15 protein-coding genes and 1 riboswitch are annotated in these 17,714 nt (G+C 38.9%); of the genes, 12 read left to right on the forward strand and 3 right to left on the reverse strand.

Translation table 11 applies throughout. From position 1 onward, the window contains the following. Nucleotides 1–83 precede the first annotated feature (83 nt). Nucleotides 84–593, reverse strand: a complete 510-nt coding sequence (locus tag ACWPWY_RS19445; RefSeq protein WP_454193269.1) for a DUF421 domain-containing protein — start codon at nt 591–593, stop codon at nt 84–86. Nucleotides 594–831: 238 nt separating this feature from the next. On the opposite strand from ACWPWY_RS19445, the gene ACWPWY_RS19450 reads away from it, so the two are divergent. Together ACWPWY_RS19450 and ACWPWY_RS19455 are read left to right on the forward strand one after the other, a co-directional pair. Beyond that, entirely contained in the window at nt 832–1,815 is a 984-nt protein-coding gene (locus tag ACWPWY_RS19450; protein WP_454193270.1) for an alpha/beta hydrolase, read from the forward strand. A gap of 180 nt (nt 1,816–1,995) precedes the next feature. Further along, nucleotides 1,996–2,703: a DNA alkylation repair protein gene (locus ACWPWY_RS19455; protein WP_454193271.1), complete on the forward strand. Its 708-nt coding sequence runs from the start codon at nt 1,996–1,998 to the stop codon at nt 2,701–2,703. Between the two features lie 78 nt (nt 2,704–2,781). On the opposite strand, the gene ACWPWY_RS19460 is transcribed toward ACWPWY_RS19455, so the two are convergent. After that, nucleotides 2,782–3,537, reverse strand: a complete 756-nt coding sequence (locus ACWPWY_RS19460; RefSeq protein ID WP_454193272.1) for an SDR family NAD(P)-dependent oxidoreductase — start codon at nt 3,535–3,537, stop codon at nt 2,782–2,784. A gap of 311 nt (nt 3,538–3,848) precedes the next feature. Between ACWPWY_RS19460 and ACWPWY_RS19465 the strand changes: the two genes are divergently transcribed. The 9 genes from ACWPWY_RS19465 to ACWPWY_RS19505 all read left to right on the forward strand — a co-directional run bounded on the left by ACWPWY_RS19465 (nt 3,849) and on the right by ACWPWY_RS19505 (nt 14,818). Beyond that, nucleotides 3,849–4,430, forward strand: coding sequence for a DapH/DapD/GlmU-related protein (locus ACWPWY_RS19465; RefSeq protein ID WP_454193273.1), 582 nt, complete (start codon nt 3,849–3,851; stop codon nt 4,428–4,430). A 213-nt stretch (nt 4,431–4,643) separates the two neighbouring features. Then, nucleotides 4,644–5,315 (forward strand): DUF4956 domain-containing protein, encoded by a 672-nt coding sequence (locus tag ACWPWY_RS19470; RefSeq protein ID WP_454193274.1) that lies wholly within the window; start codon nt 4,644–4,646, stop codon nt 5,313–5,315. 12 nt (nt 5,316–5,327) lie between these two features. Then, entirely contained in the window at nt 5,328–6,791 is a 1,464-nt protein-coding gene (locus ACWPWY_RS19475; protein ID WP_454193275.1) for a CotH kinase family protein, read from the forward strand. A gap of 93 nt (nt 6,792–6,884) precedes the next feature. Beyond that, complete coding sequence (locus ACWPWY_RS19480; protein WP_454193276.1) at nt 6,885–7,592, forward strand: polyphosphate polymerase domain-containing protein; 708 nt, start codon at nt 6,885–6,887, stop codon at nt 7,590–7,592. 378 nt (nt 7,593–7,970) lie between these two features. Beyond that, nucleotides 7,971–9,203 (forward strand): oligosaccharide MFS transporter, encoded by a 1,233-nt coding sequence (locus ACWPWY_RS19485; RefSeq protein ID WP_454193277.1) that lies wholly within the window; start codon nt 7,971–7,973, stop codon nt 9,201–9,203. Nucleotides 9,204–9,269: 66 nt separating this feature from the next. Further along, nucleotides 9,270–10,295 carry a LacI family DNA-binding transcriptional regulator gene (locus ACWPWY_RS19490; RefSeq protein ID WP_454193278.1) on the forward strand — a complete coding sequence of 342 codons (1,026 nt, stop codon included), beginning with the start codon at nt 9,270–9,272 and terminating at the stop codon, nt 10,293–10,295. A 73-nt stretch (nt 10,296–10,368) separates the two neighbouring features. Continuing rightward, on the forward strand, nt 10,369–12,564 hold the full coding sequence (locus ACWPWY_RS19495) for an alpha-galactosidase (protein WP_454193279.1): 2,196 nt from the start codon (nt 10,369–10,371) through the stop codon (nt 12,562–12,564). Between the two features lie 241 nt (nt 12,565–12,805). Beyond that, nucleotides 12,806–12,887, forward strand: a riboswitch (glycine riboswitch). A gap of 160 nt (nt 12,888–13,047) precedes the next feature. Next, nucleotides 13,048–14,397 (forward strand): amino acid permease, encoded by a 1,350-nt coding sequence (locus tag ACWPWY_RS19500; RefSeq protein ID WP_454193280.1) that lies wholly within the window; start codon nt 13,048–13,050, stop codon nt 14,395–14,397. Nucleotide 14,398: 1 nt separating this feature from the next. Beyond that, on the forward strand, nt 14,399–14,818 hold the full coding sequence (locus ACWPWY_RS19505; RefSeq protein WP_454193281.1) for a DUF3237 family protein: 420 nt from the start codon (nt 14,399–14,401) through the stop codon (nt 14,816–14,818). A gap of 108 nt (nt 14,819–14,926) precedes the next feature. Here ACWPWY_RS19505 and ACWPWY_RS19510 read toward each other — a convergent pair whose 3' ends face one another. After that, entirely contained in the window at nt 14,927–15,358 is a 432-nt protein-coding gene (locus ACWPWY_RS19510) for a hypothetical protein (protein WP_454193282.1), read from the reverse strand. Between the two features lie 533 nt (nt 15,359–15,891). Between ACWPWY_RS19510 and ACWPWY_RS19515 the strand changes: the two genes are divergently transcribed. Next, a complete protein-coding gene (locus tag ACWPWY_RS19515) occupies nt 15,892–17,622 on the forward strand; it encodes a methyl-accepting chemotaxis protein (protein ID WP_454193283.1) in 1,731 nt (576 codons plus the stop codon). The last annotated feature ends 92 nt before the right edge of the window (nt 17,623–17,714 follow it).

Below are 17,714 nucleotides of genomic sequence, written 5' to 3' on the forward strand. Positions count from 1 at the left end.
GAATAAGACCCTGACTCCAAAGATTTGGAGTCAGGGTCTGTTTTTTTATTTTCTGTTTTTGGGATAACGACCGATATGACACCTTAAGATTCCTCCAGATCATCTAGCAAATTTGCTCGGGATTCGTTTGATGAAGAAATAATGGATAGCTTCCCGTTACTTTCGAGGACAACAAAGCTTACCTCATCCATAGTTTGAACACCTTGGTTCCTGGCAGATTGGTAAATATCTTCTTTGTTGATTCTTGTTTTTTTCATGGCGCTTTTGATATAAACGCCTTTGTAATACAGCAATTGGGGGTCAGAAGTCAGCATTTCCCGAAACCATGGCTTGCTTAAGGAAATCTTTGATAAAAGAAACTGCATTCCAATCAGCAGGGCCAACGCAGTTAAACCTTCAATCAAGGAGATTTGTTTATCTAAAATAACCGTAGAGAGAATGGAACCGAGGGCAACCGAAACGGTAAAATCAAAAGCATTCATTTGAGAAAGTGCTCGTTTGCCGGATAGTCGGACCATAAGAATAAGTGAGATATAACTGATAATCCCAATAATAACAATTCGAAATAAATCGTTCCAAGTATTAAAAAACATTGCAATCTCCTTTACAGATGAATATTTTTTAAGTTATTACCCTGGTTTTGATGTGATGGAACGATATATTTAGCATTTGTACATATGGAACTATCGCTTTTTAGTTTCTTCAATCAGGTGAAGTATTAAACCTTGACGTTACATACAGGGCGGTGAGCTGTATCATAAGTAGGAAGAAATATAACCTTTCATTAGAATTTTATAATGATGACATGTATCGAAATAAAGAGGTGAAGAGATGAAAGTGACGACCGACATGATCGATAAGCAACTGCGATTCAGAGGAAAGCTGTTCGATTCTCTGATGAAATCGAAGAATGAACAGAAATGGCAGAAGACAATGTATAAATTAAAGAAGCGATCGGATCGATCAGCTGGGAAGAACATTGAAGGTCTTGATTGCAGCGAAGAGTGGATACCGCGAAGAGACGGCTCGAAGCTGCGGATTCGGATCTATAAACCGCTTGGAGAAGCCAACCAAGTACCTGGCGTTCTTTGGATTCACGGCGGCGGCTATGCGATGGGTATCCCGGAGATGTTTGGTGAAGCGTACAAAAGATTAATCCATGCCAGCCCGTGTGTTGTCGTTGCACCCGATTACCGCCTATCCATCGAAGCACCCTATCCTGCTGCGTTGGATGACTGTTACGACACGCTTATGTGGATGAAAAGTCATGCCGAGGAGCTTGGTATAAGAGAAGACCAGCTGATGGTTGGAGGAGAAAGTGCAGGAGGTGGACTTACGGCTGCTCTTACGTTGTACGCAAGAGATCAGGCAGAGGTCAACATCGCTTTTCAAATGCCAATCTATCCAATGATCGATGACCGAATGGTTAGCGAATCAGCCAAAGCTAATTATGCACCCATCTGGAATTCCGATTATAATCTGTGGGCATGGAAGCTGTACCTTGGAGAGTTATACGGTGGAAATGTTCCTTCATATGCAGCTGCCGCAAGGGCAACGGATTACAGCAATTTGCCGCCAACCGTCACTTTTGTTGGAGACATTGAGCCGTTCAGGGATGAGACTGTTCAATATGTAGAAAACCTACGAAGTGCTGGCGTACCGGTCGAATTTAAAATGTTCCAAGGTTGTTATCACGGCTTCGATATTATTAATCCAAAAGCACAAGTGAGCAGGGATGCCCACTCCTTTTACATCAACGCATTCAAATATGCGGTGAAGCATTATTTTGCGAAGCAGCCAACGGACAAAGTCTGAGTGGAACAATTCATTTAAAGGTCCAAGAGGAAAACGAGGCAGGACACAACAGGGGAATGAGCATAGGGGTCCTATATCATTTATGAATAACTTAAGTGATCTAGATCGTTGTTTCGTAAAGGCACCTATTAACGATAATATAATGAGATCATATGAACCTTTAAAGAGGAAGTGCTAACAATGGATCTAGAAATGGTCATGCAAGAACTTGAAGCTCTCGGCAAGGAACGAACGAAGAAAATATATCAGTCGAATGGCGCGCATGAACCGCTTTTTGGTGTCGCAACAGGAGCGATGAAGCCGCTCTTCAGAATAATAAAACGTAATCAGCCTTTGGCTGAGGAACTTTATGCTACAGGGAATTACGATGCAATGTATTTTGCAGGGATGATTGCTGATCCTAAATTGATGACGGTGGATGACTTTGACCGCTGGATAGATCAAGCTTATTTTTATATGCTATCGGATTATGTAGTCGCAGTAACTTTGGCGGAAACAAATATTGCACAAGAAGTTGCTGATAAATGGATTGCGAGCGGTATAGAGTTAAAAATGTCGGCGGGGTGGAGTTGCTACTGTTGGCTGCTCGGCAATCGTCCAGATGGTGAGTTTTTGGAAAAGAAAATAGCCGCTATGTTGGATCTTGTAGCAAGTACCATTCATAACGCACCTGAACGCACGAAATATGCGATGAACAATTTCATTTACACTGTGGGAGTATCCTATCTGCCTCTCCACGATAAGGCGGTGGCAATCGCGAAGGAAGTAGGACCGGCAGAGGTCAGTAGTAATAACAATAAAACCAAGTTTTTGAATGCTTCTATTCATCTTCAAAAGGCGATAGATAAAGGGCGACTCGGTTTCAAACGAAAATATGTAAGATGCTAGAGTTGAAAAAAAGATAGCCCTCATTCAGGTTGAGGGCTATCATCATCTTCTTATTTGGCAAAGTATCTGCCGCAACAATTAACGCAATTTAATAGATCCGCCGTCCACCATAATAGTCTGACCTGTAATATAAGCAGAATCCTCACTTGCTAGGAATACCGCTACACGTCCGATATCATTCTCTAGTTCACCGAGTCTTCTCATAGGGATCTTAGCAAGCATGCCTTGATAGTACTCTGGGTTCTCTTCAGCCCACTCGATCAGTCCAGGAGATTTTGCGATAGGTGCAATGATGTTCACATTGATACCAAATGGACCAAATTCATTTGCCGCTACGCGAGTAGCTGCACGAATGGCTTCTTTTGCAACAGCATATGATACTTGATTAACGTCCCCATTAATTCCAGCACCGGAAGCGAAGTTGATGATATTACCTTGCGTTTCTTTTAAATAAGGAAGTGCAGCTTGCATCAAGTAGAATGTTGGGTAGAAACCGGTTCCAAAAGATAAATCGAAATCTTGCTGTGTTGTATCTGCAATCGAGTTCATTCGGGATGCATGCGCATTATTGACCAAGATATCAATTTTTCCGTACTTGTCAGCGATCGTTTTAACGATATCAGCTAGTTTATCATGTTCTGTTAGATTGGCTTGAATGAAGATAGATTCAGGTGCATATTCTTGTAGTTCTTTAATTGTTTGCTCCCCAGCTTCAGCGTTCAAATCGATAATGGCTACAGTTGCCCCTTCTTTAACGTAAGCGGTTGCTATACCTTTACCAATACCACCGGCTGCACCTGTAATTATAGCGATTTTTCCTTCTAGTTTACTCATCGTTGTCGTCTCCCTTTAATAGAAATATGAATTTCACTCTAAACACACTTACTTTTATAAAGTTGTTTATGTGACAACAATAACGCCGCGCTTACGGTATGTCAAATATTGTGAGAGCAATAGAAGTGAATTGTAGACAATTTGAAGTCATCAAATAACGGATTTCAATATTGGGATCAACCGTTCTTCGGTTTGATATGCCCAAAAAGCATAGGAGTGTATTTTATATAGGCATTGGATATTTGGCTCTTATCATTCTATGATTTTATTAATAGCAGTTTAATTAATGAGGGAGTCAGGTGGGTTTAGCTATGGATATGAAAGCTTTTATCGAGTTTTGTAAGGAAGGTAACCCTATTTCAGGCAGTGATGAAGAATTACATGGGCTATTAACAGAGTGCAGTTACGAAGCTCAAAGGGTAACCATGAAACTAAATACGTCCTATCACTCCAAAGAAGAAATTGTAGACATTTTTCGTGAACTGACAGGTACGGAAGTAGATTCATCTTTTATGTGTTTTCCACCGTTTTATACAGACTTCGGTAAAAATATTACCGTTGGAAAAAACGTATTTTTTAATACAGGATGTTCGTTTCAAGATAGAGGCGGAATTAGAATAGGGGACGGTTCGCTGATTGGTATGAATGTCACCATTGCTACCCTGAATCATGGATTATCCATAGAAACAAGAAATGTAACGTATTCCTCTCCCGTCGTGATTGGAGAAAATGTATGGATCGGTTCGAGCGCAACGATTCTGCCGGGGGTAACGGTTGGGGACAACGCTGTAGTTGCTGCGGGAGCCGTTGTCACTAAGGATGTGCCTGCGAACACGGTTGTTGCAGGAGTTCCAGCAAAAGCAATCAAAAAAATAGATGTCGATCTAGAGTAATACCAGATATGTTATAAAGGTTATAAAACACAGTGGGCACCCTTTGGTCTGTAGTGTTTTTTGCTGAGATAATATTCAATGTTCTATATGTAACTATTTTTATATCTATTTCTTGACGGCTCCGAATCTTGGTGCTATCGTTTCTATTAGTTTTGGATTGGTAAATTAAACCTGTCTGTAATTAATAATTTGAAACGTTTGGAGTTGTGTTTTATGAAAGATGCTTTATACGAGCTTTTGTATGGAAGTTCGGCTAATGTTACAACGTTAGGTTTACTAGGGAATATGTTGGTCGCATTAGCATTAAGTATAATCGTATTTATTACATACCGCTTTACTTATGGAAGTATTCTGTATAGTAAGAAGTTCAATGTTTCACTGATTATGCTAACGTTAATAACGACGGTGATCATGAATATTATTGGTGGGAATATCGCTCTATCGTTAGGGATGGTGGGTGCTCTTTCTATTGTTCGCTTTCGTACTGCGATTAAAGATCCTCGTGATACCGCATATATCTTTTGGACGATTGCGATTGGGTTAGGAGCAGGTTCAGGCAGTTTAGTAATTACGGTTATAGGGACCGTGATCATTTCAGTGGTTTGCTTTATTTTTAACTATGGGATTGGAAATGATGAACGATATTTAATTATTATTCGCTCTGAAAATGTAGAGGAAACGTTAGAGAACATTCGAAACCATATGATGAAAGTGTGCAGTGGATATAAATTACGTTCAGAAACGGTAAATGATCAATTTGCTGAACTGGTGTATCAAATCAAGCTAAAAGGCAATGCGTCCACAAAGGAATATGAATATATGAAACAGATGAAGGGTGTTACTTCCATTAATGTCGTATCTCAAAATGGAGAAACACTAGAATAGGTCGTATGATATATGAACAAAAGAAATAATGGAAGAAAAACATCGTTTTTTATTATAGTCGTGTTACTAATTGCTAGTTTTATTGTCTTCATACCTCGGTATACACACTCTTCTATCTATGGCATAGAACACTCCGGGGAAAGGGAAGCCTCCATTTTTGATCCCTATTCATATGAAGAAGATCATCATTTACCGGTAGTGATCATTGATGCCAATGGACAACATATTGAATCTGTATCCGATTCGTCAACCAATCAGAGAACGCTGCCGTATGAGGCAGATTTTTCTTTATATGAGGTTCATTCTGATGGCACTACCGATGTGGATGAGGAATCAAAACCAGCCATAAAAGAAAAGGTGCAGATCGATGTAAGAGGACATTCTTCCCGCAATAACCCCAAAAAGCCATTCTCACTACAATTTATTGATGATACCGGCGGAGAAAAAGATGTTTCCCTATTAAATATGTCCACAGATCATGAGTGGGTATTGCATGGTATTTCAGCGGACCCTTCTTTGATTCGAAGTTATGTAGCTTACCAGGTTTCAGGTGAAATTATGTCATTTGCTCCAGATACCCAGTTTGTTGAACTCTATATCCTTGATGACCAAACGAGTGAGGTAGATGAGGTAAGCTACCGTGGCGTGTATATACTCATGGAGAAAATAACACGTAGCTCTGAGCGGGTAGCTATAACAAAGGCAGATGAGCGTTACACAGACACCAGCTTCATTATTGAAAGGAATAAGAATAAAGATGGAGAGCCTGTTTTTGATCGTATATCGAATAAAGTCTTAGATCAAATGGTAATAGCAGAGGATACCATGAAGGAAAGTAGCGCACTTACCTATGTGTATCCGGGTAAGACACGAATTACGGACAACCAAAAAGAAATCATAGATAACTATATTAGGGATTTTGAAGCGGCTTTGTATTCCCAGAACTTCACCGATAAAAAAGACGGATATCGAAAATATATCGATGTGAAGTCATTTGTAGATTATGCAATCATTAATGACTTTTTTAATCATGTTGATGGTGGTGAAGATAACGCCTACTTTTATAGAGATATAGGGGGTCGTCTTAATGCAGGGCCAGTTTGGGATTTCGATCAGATATTAGGATTACCTGAAGATTCTTCAGACTCAAGTGTAGAAGGATTTAAAATGGTCAACACCACCTGGTTTGATCAGCTTTTTAAGGATCCTTTTTTTGTTGACACCTATATAAAAAGATATCAGTGTCTTCGAAAAAATGTATTATCAGAAGATTACTTATATGAACTGATCGATGATGCGGTTGAGGAGTTGGGAGTTGCCGTGGCACGTAATAACGCGAAATGGAACGTTGCTACCTCGCATGCGGAAGATGATCAAGACGAAATTGAGCAAATAAAAGATTATATAGCGAAGCGAGCTGACTGGATGGACCAGAATACAGCCAACTTATACAGATTGAACGAAGATAACTTGTAAGAGAATGGTGTATTCAAGGAAGATATATAGCCTAAGTGGCAGTCTACCAACATAGTATGACGTTTGAGTTAAATAAAGAGAGGCTTTCTACTAATGAGTGAAACAACATTGAATGTATCAAGAAAAGAAATGAAATATCTGATTAATTCTTTTCAATATGCGCAGTTATCAAGCGTGCTCCAAGATGTTCTTATCCCTGATAACAACAATACAGCCTTTGGTTACATGGTTCGTTCTTTATACTTTGATACCCCTTTTAATAAGGATTTCTATGAAAAAGTAGATGGAGTAGAAAACCGCAAAAAAATCAGGATAAGAACCTATGATGTAAATCATCCGAAGGTGAAGTTAGAAATTAAGCGTAAATATGGTAGTTCACAAAGAAAAGATAGTGTAATTATTGATCGCAAGGATGCGCAAAGACTAATGGAATGTGATTATGATGTTTTATTAAAGTATACCAATAAAGCAGCCAATACCATTTATAACATCATGAAGGTTGATCATTATCGTCCTGTTGTCATGATTGAATATCGGAGAAAAGCATTTATTCATTCGACCAACAATATTCGAATAACGCTGGATTCAGATATCCGCAGCAATGAGATTCAGTTGGATTTCTTTAACCAAGATACCGTTCTCTATCCATCATTTGATTTTGATACGAAAATATTAGAAGTGAAGTATGATCAATTTTTATATCGATGGCTTAGTGATATTTTAGGAAGTTGTGATGTGAAGCAACAATCGGTTAGTAAATATAGTGTATCTCGAAGCTTCTTTGAAAGTTATATGTCATAAGTATGTAAAAATGAACGGGATGAACAAATTACATGAGGTCTTTCTTTGCGTAATGAAAGAGACGTAAAGAAAGGCCTTTTTTTGTGTATCCCTATTTGTTTTGTGAAAATCACTTGGTTTTCTTGCCGGACACAACATGATTAATTTAGTAAAATTAATCGTTATTATAACTTGTTTTACTAAAATTATATGAATTAAATCATTAGGAATTGCTTTTTTACAATATTTTAAACAAAATAGTGACTAGTATTGTAGTTTCCAATATTTTTTGCTACACTTAGTTTACTAAAATAATAACAAGTTAACTAGTTATTTTATGGAATCGCTTTATGTAATCGTTTTACTGCTTTCTTGAAAAAAATTGAAAGAAGGATTGAAATGAAGACGCTTAATAAAAACTATTGGCTTTTTGGATGTTTCTTTTTACTGTATTTCTTTGTTTGGGCCGCATGTAATATGTTTCTATCTTTGTGGCTGTCACAAGTAGGAGGATTAAGCTCTACAAGCACAGGGATCGTCTTTTCTGCAATCTCGATCGCAGCCATTTGCTATCAGCCGTTTTTTGGAATTATCTCGGATAAATTAGGATTAAAGAAAAATTTATTATGGGTTTTCGTAGGGCTGCTAGTTCTAATTGGTCCTTTCTTTGTCTATGTATTCCCTGCTTTGCTCAAAACCAATATCATTCTTGCTGCCATTGTTGGAGGCGCTTACCTCGGTGCGGTTTTCAATGGTGGTGTAGGAGTCATTGAAGCCTATATTGAAAAAGTGAGCCATGTAAATAACTTTGAGTACGGACGTGTCAGAGTGTTTGGTAATATTGGTGCAGCAATCAGTACTTTTGTAACCGGTCACTTATTTGCTACGAATCCAAATATTATCTTCTGGATCAGTAGTATTGTAGCGATTCTGTTAGCCGTCGTATTAGGCTTTGCGAAAATGAGTGGTAAAGATGCTGAACAAACGATTACTACATTAGAATCATCAGCTCCAAAAAGTTCAACGATGTCTTTATTCAAGAACAAGAAATTTTGGTTCTTCGTGATTTATGTTCTAGGAGTTGGCTGTGTCTATGATGTTTACGATCAGCAATTCCCGGTTTATTTCACTCATTTTTTTGCATCAGAAAGTCAGGGAACCGAAGTGTTTGGGAATCTTGTCACACTCCAAATCTTCCTTGAAGCCATTGTCATGATTCTAGCTCCGTTTATCATTAATAAGTTTGGTGCCAAAAATGCTCTAATCTATGCTGGGTTTATTATGTCATTTAGAATACTTGGTTCCAGTATTGCGGACGGGCCTGTTTCCATTAGCATACTAAAATTAATGCACGCAGCTGAAGTGCCCATTTTACTTGTAGGGGTATTTAAGTACATTTCAGCTAATTTTGATATGAGATTATCGGCGACAATTTATTTAATAGGATTCCAGTTCTCGAAGCAAGTAGGATCCATCTTTTTATCTACAATCGCTGGGAATATGTACGATACAATTGGATTTAAAAGCGCTTACCTATTCTTAGGTCTTGTTGCACTTACCTTTACCATCGTATCGATCTTTACACTGACTCGTGAAAAAAAGAAGGTAATAGGCGACATAAGCCTTGCTTAAGCACCTTAAGTTAGATTCATGGTATGATATTTAAGTAAAATTAACTTAAAAAGTATAGGTGATACCATGGTAACCATTAAGGATATAGCAAGACAATCGAATGTTTCGACTGCAACGGTTTCAAGATTATTGAATAACGATCCGTCACTTTCTGTATCTGAAGAAACAAGGAAAAGGGTACTGTCCGTCGTTAAAGAGCTGGATTATAAGCCGCTTAGAAGAAAAAATGTAAAGGTCAAAAAACAAGAAGAGGTCTTCAATATTGGTCTCGTTATATTAAATGATGAAACGATTGACCCCTATTTTCAGTCGATTCGATTAGGGGCTGAAGATGCCTGTAATCAATATCCATTGAATATTGTTTCCACGATGATTGTGGGAAAAAGTCAAATTTCTGCTGAAAGTTTAAGTGGGTTAGATGGCTTAATTGTGATGGGTGATGTTGATATCGCTGATCTGAAGGAGCTTTATACGGAGAACGATAATATAGTGGCTGTCGATTACCTACCCAAAGACGCGAATGTTGACGTTGTTATATCAGATTTTGAGGGTGCGACGGAGCTGGTACTTGAGTATTTATTTGATAACGGGCATACCGATATCGCTTATATAGGCGGAAAAGGTGAAATTTTTGGGGTCAGTAAGTTCAAAACAAGCGATAAAGAAGACACAAGAAAAAGCACATTCGAGAAACGAATGAAGGAAAAAGGCTTATATAACCAGGATAAAGTCTTGTTAGGAGATTGGGGAACTACAAGTGGATACACATTAACCAAACAGTTAATTGAAATGAATGAGCTGCCAAGTGCGATTGTTGTCGGTAGTGATCCAACTGCGATGGGGGTACTTCGGGCACTCCATGAAGCAGATATCAAGGTTCCTGAGGATGTATCTATATTTAGTTATGACGATATCGAAGCTGCGGCTTATATGAATCCTCCGTTATCTACTGTAAGAGTATATGGGGATGAAATGGGAAAAACAGCAGTGAAACTTCTTTATGATCGTTTGAAAGGGAGAACCATTCCATTAAAGGTTATTCTTCCTGCGGAGTTGGTCATTCGAGATAGTGTTAAACCAAAAACATGCTAGAAAGATCAATTGACCTGTTATAGGCACGGTTATAAAGGAGCAATCAAATCGAGATAGGAGTTGTTTTATTGAAATGGGAATTCATTATAATTCTGAAAATAAGACCTTCCATTTGAGGGCTAAAGATACCAGCTATGTAATGGGTGTACTACGTGATGGATACCTTGTGCATTATTACTGGGGCAGAGGTGTTAGTGACTATCGGCATTCTAATGCTATTCAATATGTAGACCGGGGATTCTCGGGAAATCCTTATGATCACAGACACGATCGTACGTTTTCTCTAGATACATTGCCGCAAGAATACCCACAGTATGGGAATACGGATTTTAGAAAGCCAGCTTATCAAGTTCAACTGGACAATGGCTCAACCATCACAGACTTGCGGTATGTTGATCATAAAATTACAAAAGGAAAAACCCCGCTGCAGGGACTTCCTTCCACCTATGTTGAAAAAGAGGATGAAGCAGAAACCCTTGAGATCATGATGGAGGATTCGCTAATTGGTCTGAAGGTATATTTAACTTATACTGTCTTTGAACAATATAATGTGATTACTCGGTCTGTCCGTTTTGTGAATGAAGGTGCTCAGTCTATAAAACTACTAAGTGCACTAAGCTCATCCGTTGATTTTCGTGATGCTGAATTCGACTTTTTACATCTGCATGGCGCCCACGTGAAAGAAAGACATATTGCACGTCAGCCGCTGCGTCATGGAATCCAGTCTGTGGAAAGTACAAGAGGGGCAAGCAGTCATCAACATAATCCATTTATGGCACTTCTCAGAAAAGATGCGACAGAAGATCATGGTGAGGTATATGGATTTAACTTAGTCTACAGTGGGAATTTCTTAGCCCAGGCAGAAGTAGATCAATTTAGAAATACACGAGTAACGATGGGGATTAATCCATTTGATTTTAGTTGGAAATTGGAGAACGGTGAGAGTTTCCAAGCACCTGAAGTGGTTATGGTGTATTCATCCGAAGGGCTTGGCGGGATGTCTCGGACATTCCATGAGTTATATCGTACCCGTCTAGTAAGGGGAACTTACCGGGACAAAGAACGTCCGATATTAGTAAATAACTGGGAAGCTACTTATTTTGATTTCAATGCAGAGAAGATTATGGATATTGCTAAAGTAGGTCAAGACTTAGGAATTGAATTATTCGTTCTTGATGACGGCTGGTTTGGCAAGCGCGATGATGATACTACCTCGCTGGGAGACTGGTTTGTTGATCGGAATAAACTCCCTGAGGGTCTTGATCATCTTGCACAGAGTGTAAACAATATAGGAATGCAGTTTGGATTATGGTTTGAGCCAGAGATGATCTCTGTTGAGAGTGACCTGTATCGTGACCACCCTGATTGGTGTCTTCATGTACCGAATCGCAGCCGTTCGGAAAGCCGCAGACAGCTCGTACTTGATTTTTCACGGGATGATGTGTGTGAAGAAATTACGAGACGGGTTTGCAATATTTTGGCGAGTGCTCCCATTTCGTATGTAAAGTGGGATATGAACCGTCATATGACGGAGATCGGTTCCGCTCTTCTTCCGGCAGATCGGCAAAGAGAGACCGCACACCGTTATATGCTGGGTCTATATAAAGTAATGGATGCCATTACCTCTTCTTTCCCAGACGTTTTATTCGAAAGCTGTTCTGGCGGCGGTGGAAGATTCGATCCAGGAATCCTGTATTATATGCCGCAAACATGGACTTCTGATAATACAGATGCAGTATCACGTTTGAAAATACAATATGGTACAAGTCTTGTTTATCCGATTATTTCCATGGGTTCTCATGTTTCCGCTGTTCCCAATCACCAAGTCCATCGAGTCACATCTTTGCAGATGCGAGGAGATGTAGCGATATCAGGTAATTTGGGATATGAGCTTGATTTGACGCAGATGACGGATGAGGAGAAGGAAATTGTTAAAGAGCAAGTTTCCAACTACAAAGAAATTCGCGGATTAATACAGTTTGGAGACTTCTATCGACTGGAAAGTCCTTTTGAAGGCAACATTACGTCTTGGCTGTTCACCAATAAAGATAAGTCAGAAGTTATTGTATTCTATTTCCGTGTTTTAGATGAGGCAGCTGCACCTAGCAGTTTCTTAAAACTAAAAGGGATTGATCCTACGAAGCAATATGAAGTAGCTGGAGCGGATCAAGTATTCGGCGGAGATGAATTAATGTATGCTGGTTTAAGTATTCCTGTTGAAGTAAAAGGGGATTTCCAAAGCTTGGTTTGGCATTTAAAAGCAGTCTAGTTGTTCGAAGTAAGAGGCAAGGTTAAATTCCTTGCTTCTTTTTTTTGTTATCGGTATTTAGATTCGTAATGGTGAACTGAGAACCGGGCAGTAAGTATAGATGTACGGGTTTTACAGTTGTGTGAATGTCATTGACAAAATATTTCAATGTGATTAATATTGTGAACATATTTAAAAGAGTGAACACACTCAAAAACTGAATAACTAGCAGGCTATGATTGCTATGGATCACACTATAGCAGGAGCAGCTTCTGGAGAGACCATGAAATATTTCATGGCGCCGAAGGGTTCACAATCTCAGGCAAAAGGACAGAAGAGTACTAAATAATCTATTTGGTATACATATTTATGTATATTAACGAATCTTATTTATTACTTTTAATGACCTTGAGAGATTGGAGAATATCCAATCTCTTTTTTTATTTTCATTTTGCTGTTTAGTTTAAAGAAGAAGAATTTTAGGATGGTAAGGGAGAGATACGTATGGCACAACAAGAATTACAGAGGGGTTTAGAGAATCGTCATGTACAGCTCATTGCAATCGGCGGAACGATTGGTACTGGATTATTTTTAGGATCTGGTAAAGCGATACAACTGGCAGGCCCCTCCATCATCATTGCTTATTTAATCATAGGTATCGCCATTTTTTTTGTAATGAGGGCACTAGGGGAACTGTTGTTATCTAAAGCAGGTTATCAGTCTTTTACGGATATTGCCGAAGATTATCTTGGTCCACGGGCAGCATTTGTAACGGGATGGACTTATTGGTTCTGCTGGATCATGACTGCTATGGCGGATGTAATTGCGGTTGGAGTGTATGTACAATACTGGTTTGATATTCCGCAGTGGGTACCCGAAGTGATCTGTGTAATTATCTTATTAGGACTCAATTTGTTAACGGTAAAGAACTTTGGGGAACTTGAATTTTGGTTTGCACTGATTAAGGTAGCCACGATTCTCGCATTAATTGGTATTGGTGTTATCTTGCTCGTGATTGGATTTAAAACAGATACAGGGATCGTTACGGTAAAAAATATTTGGGAGCATGGAGGAATCTTTCCACACGGAATATCTGGGTTCTTACTTTCGTTTCAAATGGTGGTGTTTGCCTTTGTCGGCGTGGAGCTAGTCGGTGTATCGGCTGCGGAAACATCGAATCCAGAAAAAAATATTCCGTCAGCCATTAATAAAATTCCTTTACGAATTTTGTTTTTCTACGTTGGTGCCATTATTGCTCTATTATGCATTAGTCCTTGGACGCAACTTAGTGCTACCGAAAGTCCTTTTGTTAAAACATTTAGTTTAGTTGGGGTTCCCATTGCCGCAGGAGTGATTAACTTTGTCGTATTAACTTCCGCTGCTTCTGCTTGTAATAGTGGGATGTTCTCAACCAGTCGAATATTATATAGTTTAGGAAGTAATAAGCAGGCACCTTCCTTTTTCTCCAGATTAAATAAACATCATGTACCCAGAAACGGGTTACTGGTATCGACGCTTGTCTTATCCGTGGGCGCTTTACTGAGCAAATTGATTCCGGAACAAGCTTTTGGAGTCGTCACCACCATTAGTGCCATTTGTTTTATTTGGGTTTGGGGTGTACTTCTCATATGTCATATTAAGTATAAGAAAACACAGCCGCATTTACATGCCAAATCGAAGTTTAAAGCACCATTCACACCTTTTGTAAATTACGTTGTCTTAGCACTGTTTTCCTTTATTCTTGTTATTATGCTGTTTGCTGATGAAACACGTCCAGCGTTACTGTTAACTCCTCTATGGTTTGTTCTGTTATATATCCTGTACTCTTTAAAAAAGAAGGAGATAGTGGACTAATATGCTGACATGGGAAGAGATATTCACCGTACAAGTTAACATTGATAAATCTGCTGAGCTACAGAATCATGATGGGGATACAGTAATCATGATTTCTTTTACAGGCCAAGTTAAAGGGGATCTGTTTCAAGGGGAAGTACTTGACGGTGGAGTAGATACTCAGATCATCGGTAAGTCTGGCAGCCACAGTCTATCTGCTAGATACATGCTCCACGGCAAGGATTATACGGGAGAAACCTGCCAGATATATATTGAGAATAATGGGAACTTTCAAAAAAATGAGAAGGAAGCTTTATTTCGAACCTATCCGAAATTAATAACGAATAGTAAAGCATTGTCTTATCTCAATGATGAACTATTTGTGGCAGAGGGTTTTCCAACCGAAATCGGGGTTGATATTAAGATATACAGGTGGGTGTAAACTGAAAAAATGTAAATAGTAAGACCTTTTTTCTAGTTGAATGAAGTCGGCGTAATGCCTGACCCAATCATAGAAAAGAGGTCTTTTTTATAAGCTTATTGTGTGATGTTAATCTATCTTGTCTGTCTTTGCGTGTTTAGTCATTACAACGAGGGAGGTTACAGTTGCTCCAATCGTTCCACAAATGATATCCAGCATCGTATCTTTCAAACTGCCATTTTGTGAATTGAGGCTGAATAGATGATCCACCGAAAACTCATAGACCTCCCACATTCCAGCCATGGCTACAGCAAAGAATAAAGAGAACCAAATCATAATGTTGGAGGGCAGACTATCTATCCCTTTACGTTTTATCATCTTATTTAGTATGAACTGGCCTACGAAGAATAAAATAACGCCAGACAGCAGATGTTCAATTTTATCCAGATAGGGAATGACACCATACATACCAAATAGATTGGCAAGCATCATCGTAATTGTGATAAAGATCAGCACGGACAAGTACAGTGCAGGAGGCAACTCAGTTTTGGTCCACGCCATTATTCCTCTTAAAAGCAACAGAACGAAAATAATAAGACCCGCTTGAAAAGTCTTGTCATAAGCTCCAGTGATAGCAAAATAGATAACTGATACTCCACATATAACGAACAACACCATTTCAAAAATGTAATTAAACCTATGATTTCTAGAAGTATCACGCATTTCCCGCATCGTAGTTCCTTTCTGACTTATATGATAGTAAATAAGTATCTTAACAGATGTATTATCACCAGATCAAAGTTGCCTCATACAGCAATTCATATTCTATAGAAGGTACGGATAATATCAGCTGCTTTACAAACTAACAAAGGTATGTCACCTATTCATCCATGGGCATAGGATGCCGATATAATATTTATGAGAAATTGAAATGTTTAGAACAAATTAGACAAGTAGGAGGGCTTTATATTCTAAATAGTAATAAATTCAGCTGAAGAGTGAACATCATCGAGTTCAACCATCTCGTGTTTTTGAATGAGTGGCTTTTTTTGCTGTTAAAAAGATAGGATAAATTCATAAAGGAGTGTAATGATATGGGATTTGGAAGCAAGCTGAGAAATAAAGTTACATTTAAAATGACAATCGGCAGAAAGTTAATCGGTTCTTTTATCATTGTTTCCCTATTACTCGGGATGATCGGATCGATAGCAACTGTATATTTAACTAAAGTAGATAGTACATACACCGATTTAATAGATAGAAGAGCAGTCATATTATCTAACATGTTAAAAATCCAAGTAGGAATTGCGAAAGAAAATAGTTTAATTCGTGGTTATATTGTGACTAAGGATGCTGAGTTTTTAGACAAATTGGCAGTGGAGTATGAAACAGCTACCAAACTGATTGCAGAGACGCAGGTGTTGTCTCACATCCCTGAGTTTGATGAAAGATTGCAGGAACTCCAAGAAGGAAATAGTGAATTCAAACAAAAATATGAGCAATTAATTCAGATGATTGAGGAGAATGCTCCTTCAGAACAAATTACGGAGTACTTCATGAGTGAAGTTTTTCCATTAGGAACTAATCTAGATCCTGTATCAGAACAACTGGCAATCGATCAAATGCAATCGATGAATGAAGCAAGTAGAGAAAGCTCGGCAATTGTTAAAAATGCGATCATCACGGTTATGGTAATTAGTATTTTTGCATTTATTTTGGCAGTGCTCATTGGCTATCTCTGTTCACGTTCCATTTCAAAACCGGTAGTGGCAATCACCTCAGCTGCTGAGCAAATTGCGCTTGGAAATCTAGCAATCGAAGATGTCAAAGTGAAAAGTAAAGATGAGATCCGAACTTTGGCGGATTCATTCCATCAGATGAGAGATAATCTTCAGGATTTAGTTCGTCAAATCAGCATTAGTTCAGAGCATGTAGCGTCATCGTCTGAAGAGTTAACCGCAAGTTCAGAACAATCGAGTCAAGCATCTGAAACGATCACAATCACGATTCAAGAAGTATCCAACAGTGCTCAAATGCAATCGAGAAGTGTAGATGAGAGTCTCCAAGCAATTCATGAAATGTCATCCGGTGTCCAGCAAATAGCTTCTAATGCACAAATGACCTCCTCTCTCACTATGGAGACGGCAAGCAGAGCTATTGAAGGTAACCAGTCCATAAAATTGACCGTATCGCAGATGGAGTCAATTGAGCTTACAATGAATAATTTAGTGAGTGCAGTGACGGATATGGAAGAACAGTCAGAGAAAATAGAAATGATCGTTGAAGTGATATCAGAAATTGCTGCTCAGACGAATCTGTTAGCTTTAAACGCAGCGATTGAAGCGGCTAGAGCAGGTGAACATGGGCGAGGCTTTGCAGTGGTTGCTGATGAAGTAAGAAAGCTAGCGGAACAATCATCGCAGTCGGCAGGACAAATAACTGAGCTCGTAACCACGATTAAAGAACGAACGCATCATGTAGTGGAAACAACAGAAGCCGGCGTGAAGGAAGTCAGTGATGGAATTGGGGTTGTTCATAAGACGGGCGATTTATTTGAGGTCATTAAGAGAAATATAGAAGAAGTCTCTAACCAGGTTCAGGAGATCTCGGCCGCTTCTCAGCAAATTTCAGTAAGTACAGAGCAGGTCGTTCATTCTATAGGACTTATATCAGATGGCTCCAAGACGGTCGCTGCTGAATCACAGAATCTTGCGGCATCCACGGAAGAACAGTTAGCTTCCATGGAAGAAATAACATCATCTGCTTCGTCGCTGTCTACGATGGCTGAAGACTTGCAAGAACTAGTAGGAAAATTCAAAGTGTAAATGATAAGCGCCAGGAATACGGTTTCTCCGTAACTGGCGTTTTTCGCGTTTTTAAGGATATATACATGATCATTTTAAAGATTTACAACATC

The sequence above is a fragment of the Paenibacillus sp. Marseille-Q7038 genome (genome assembly GCF_965111595.1).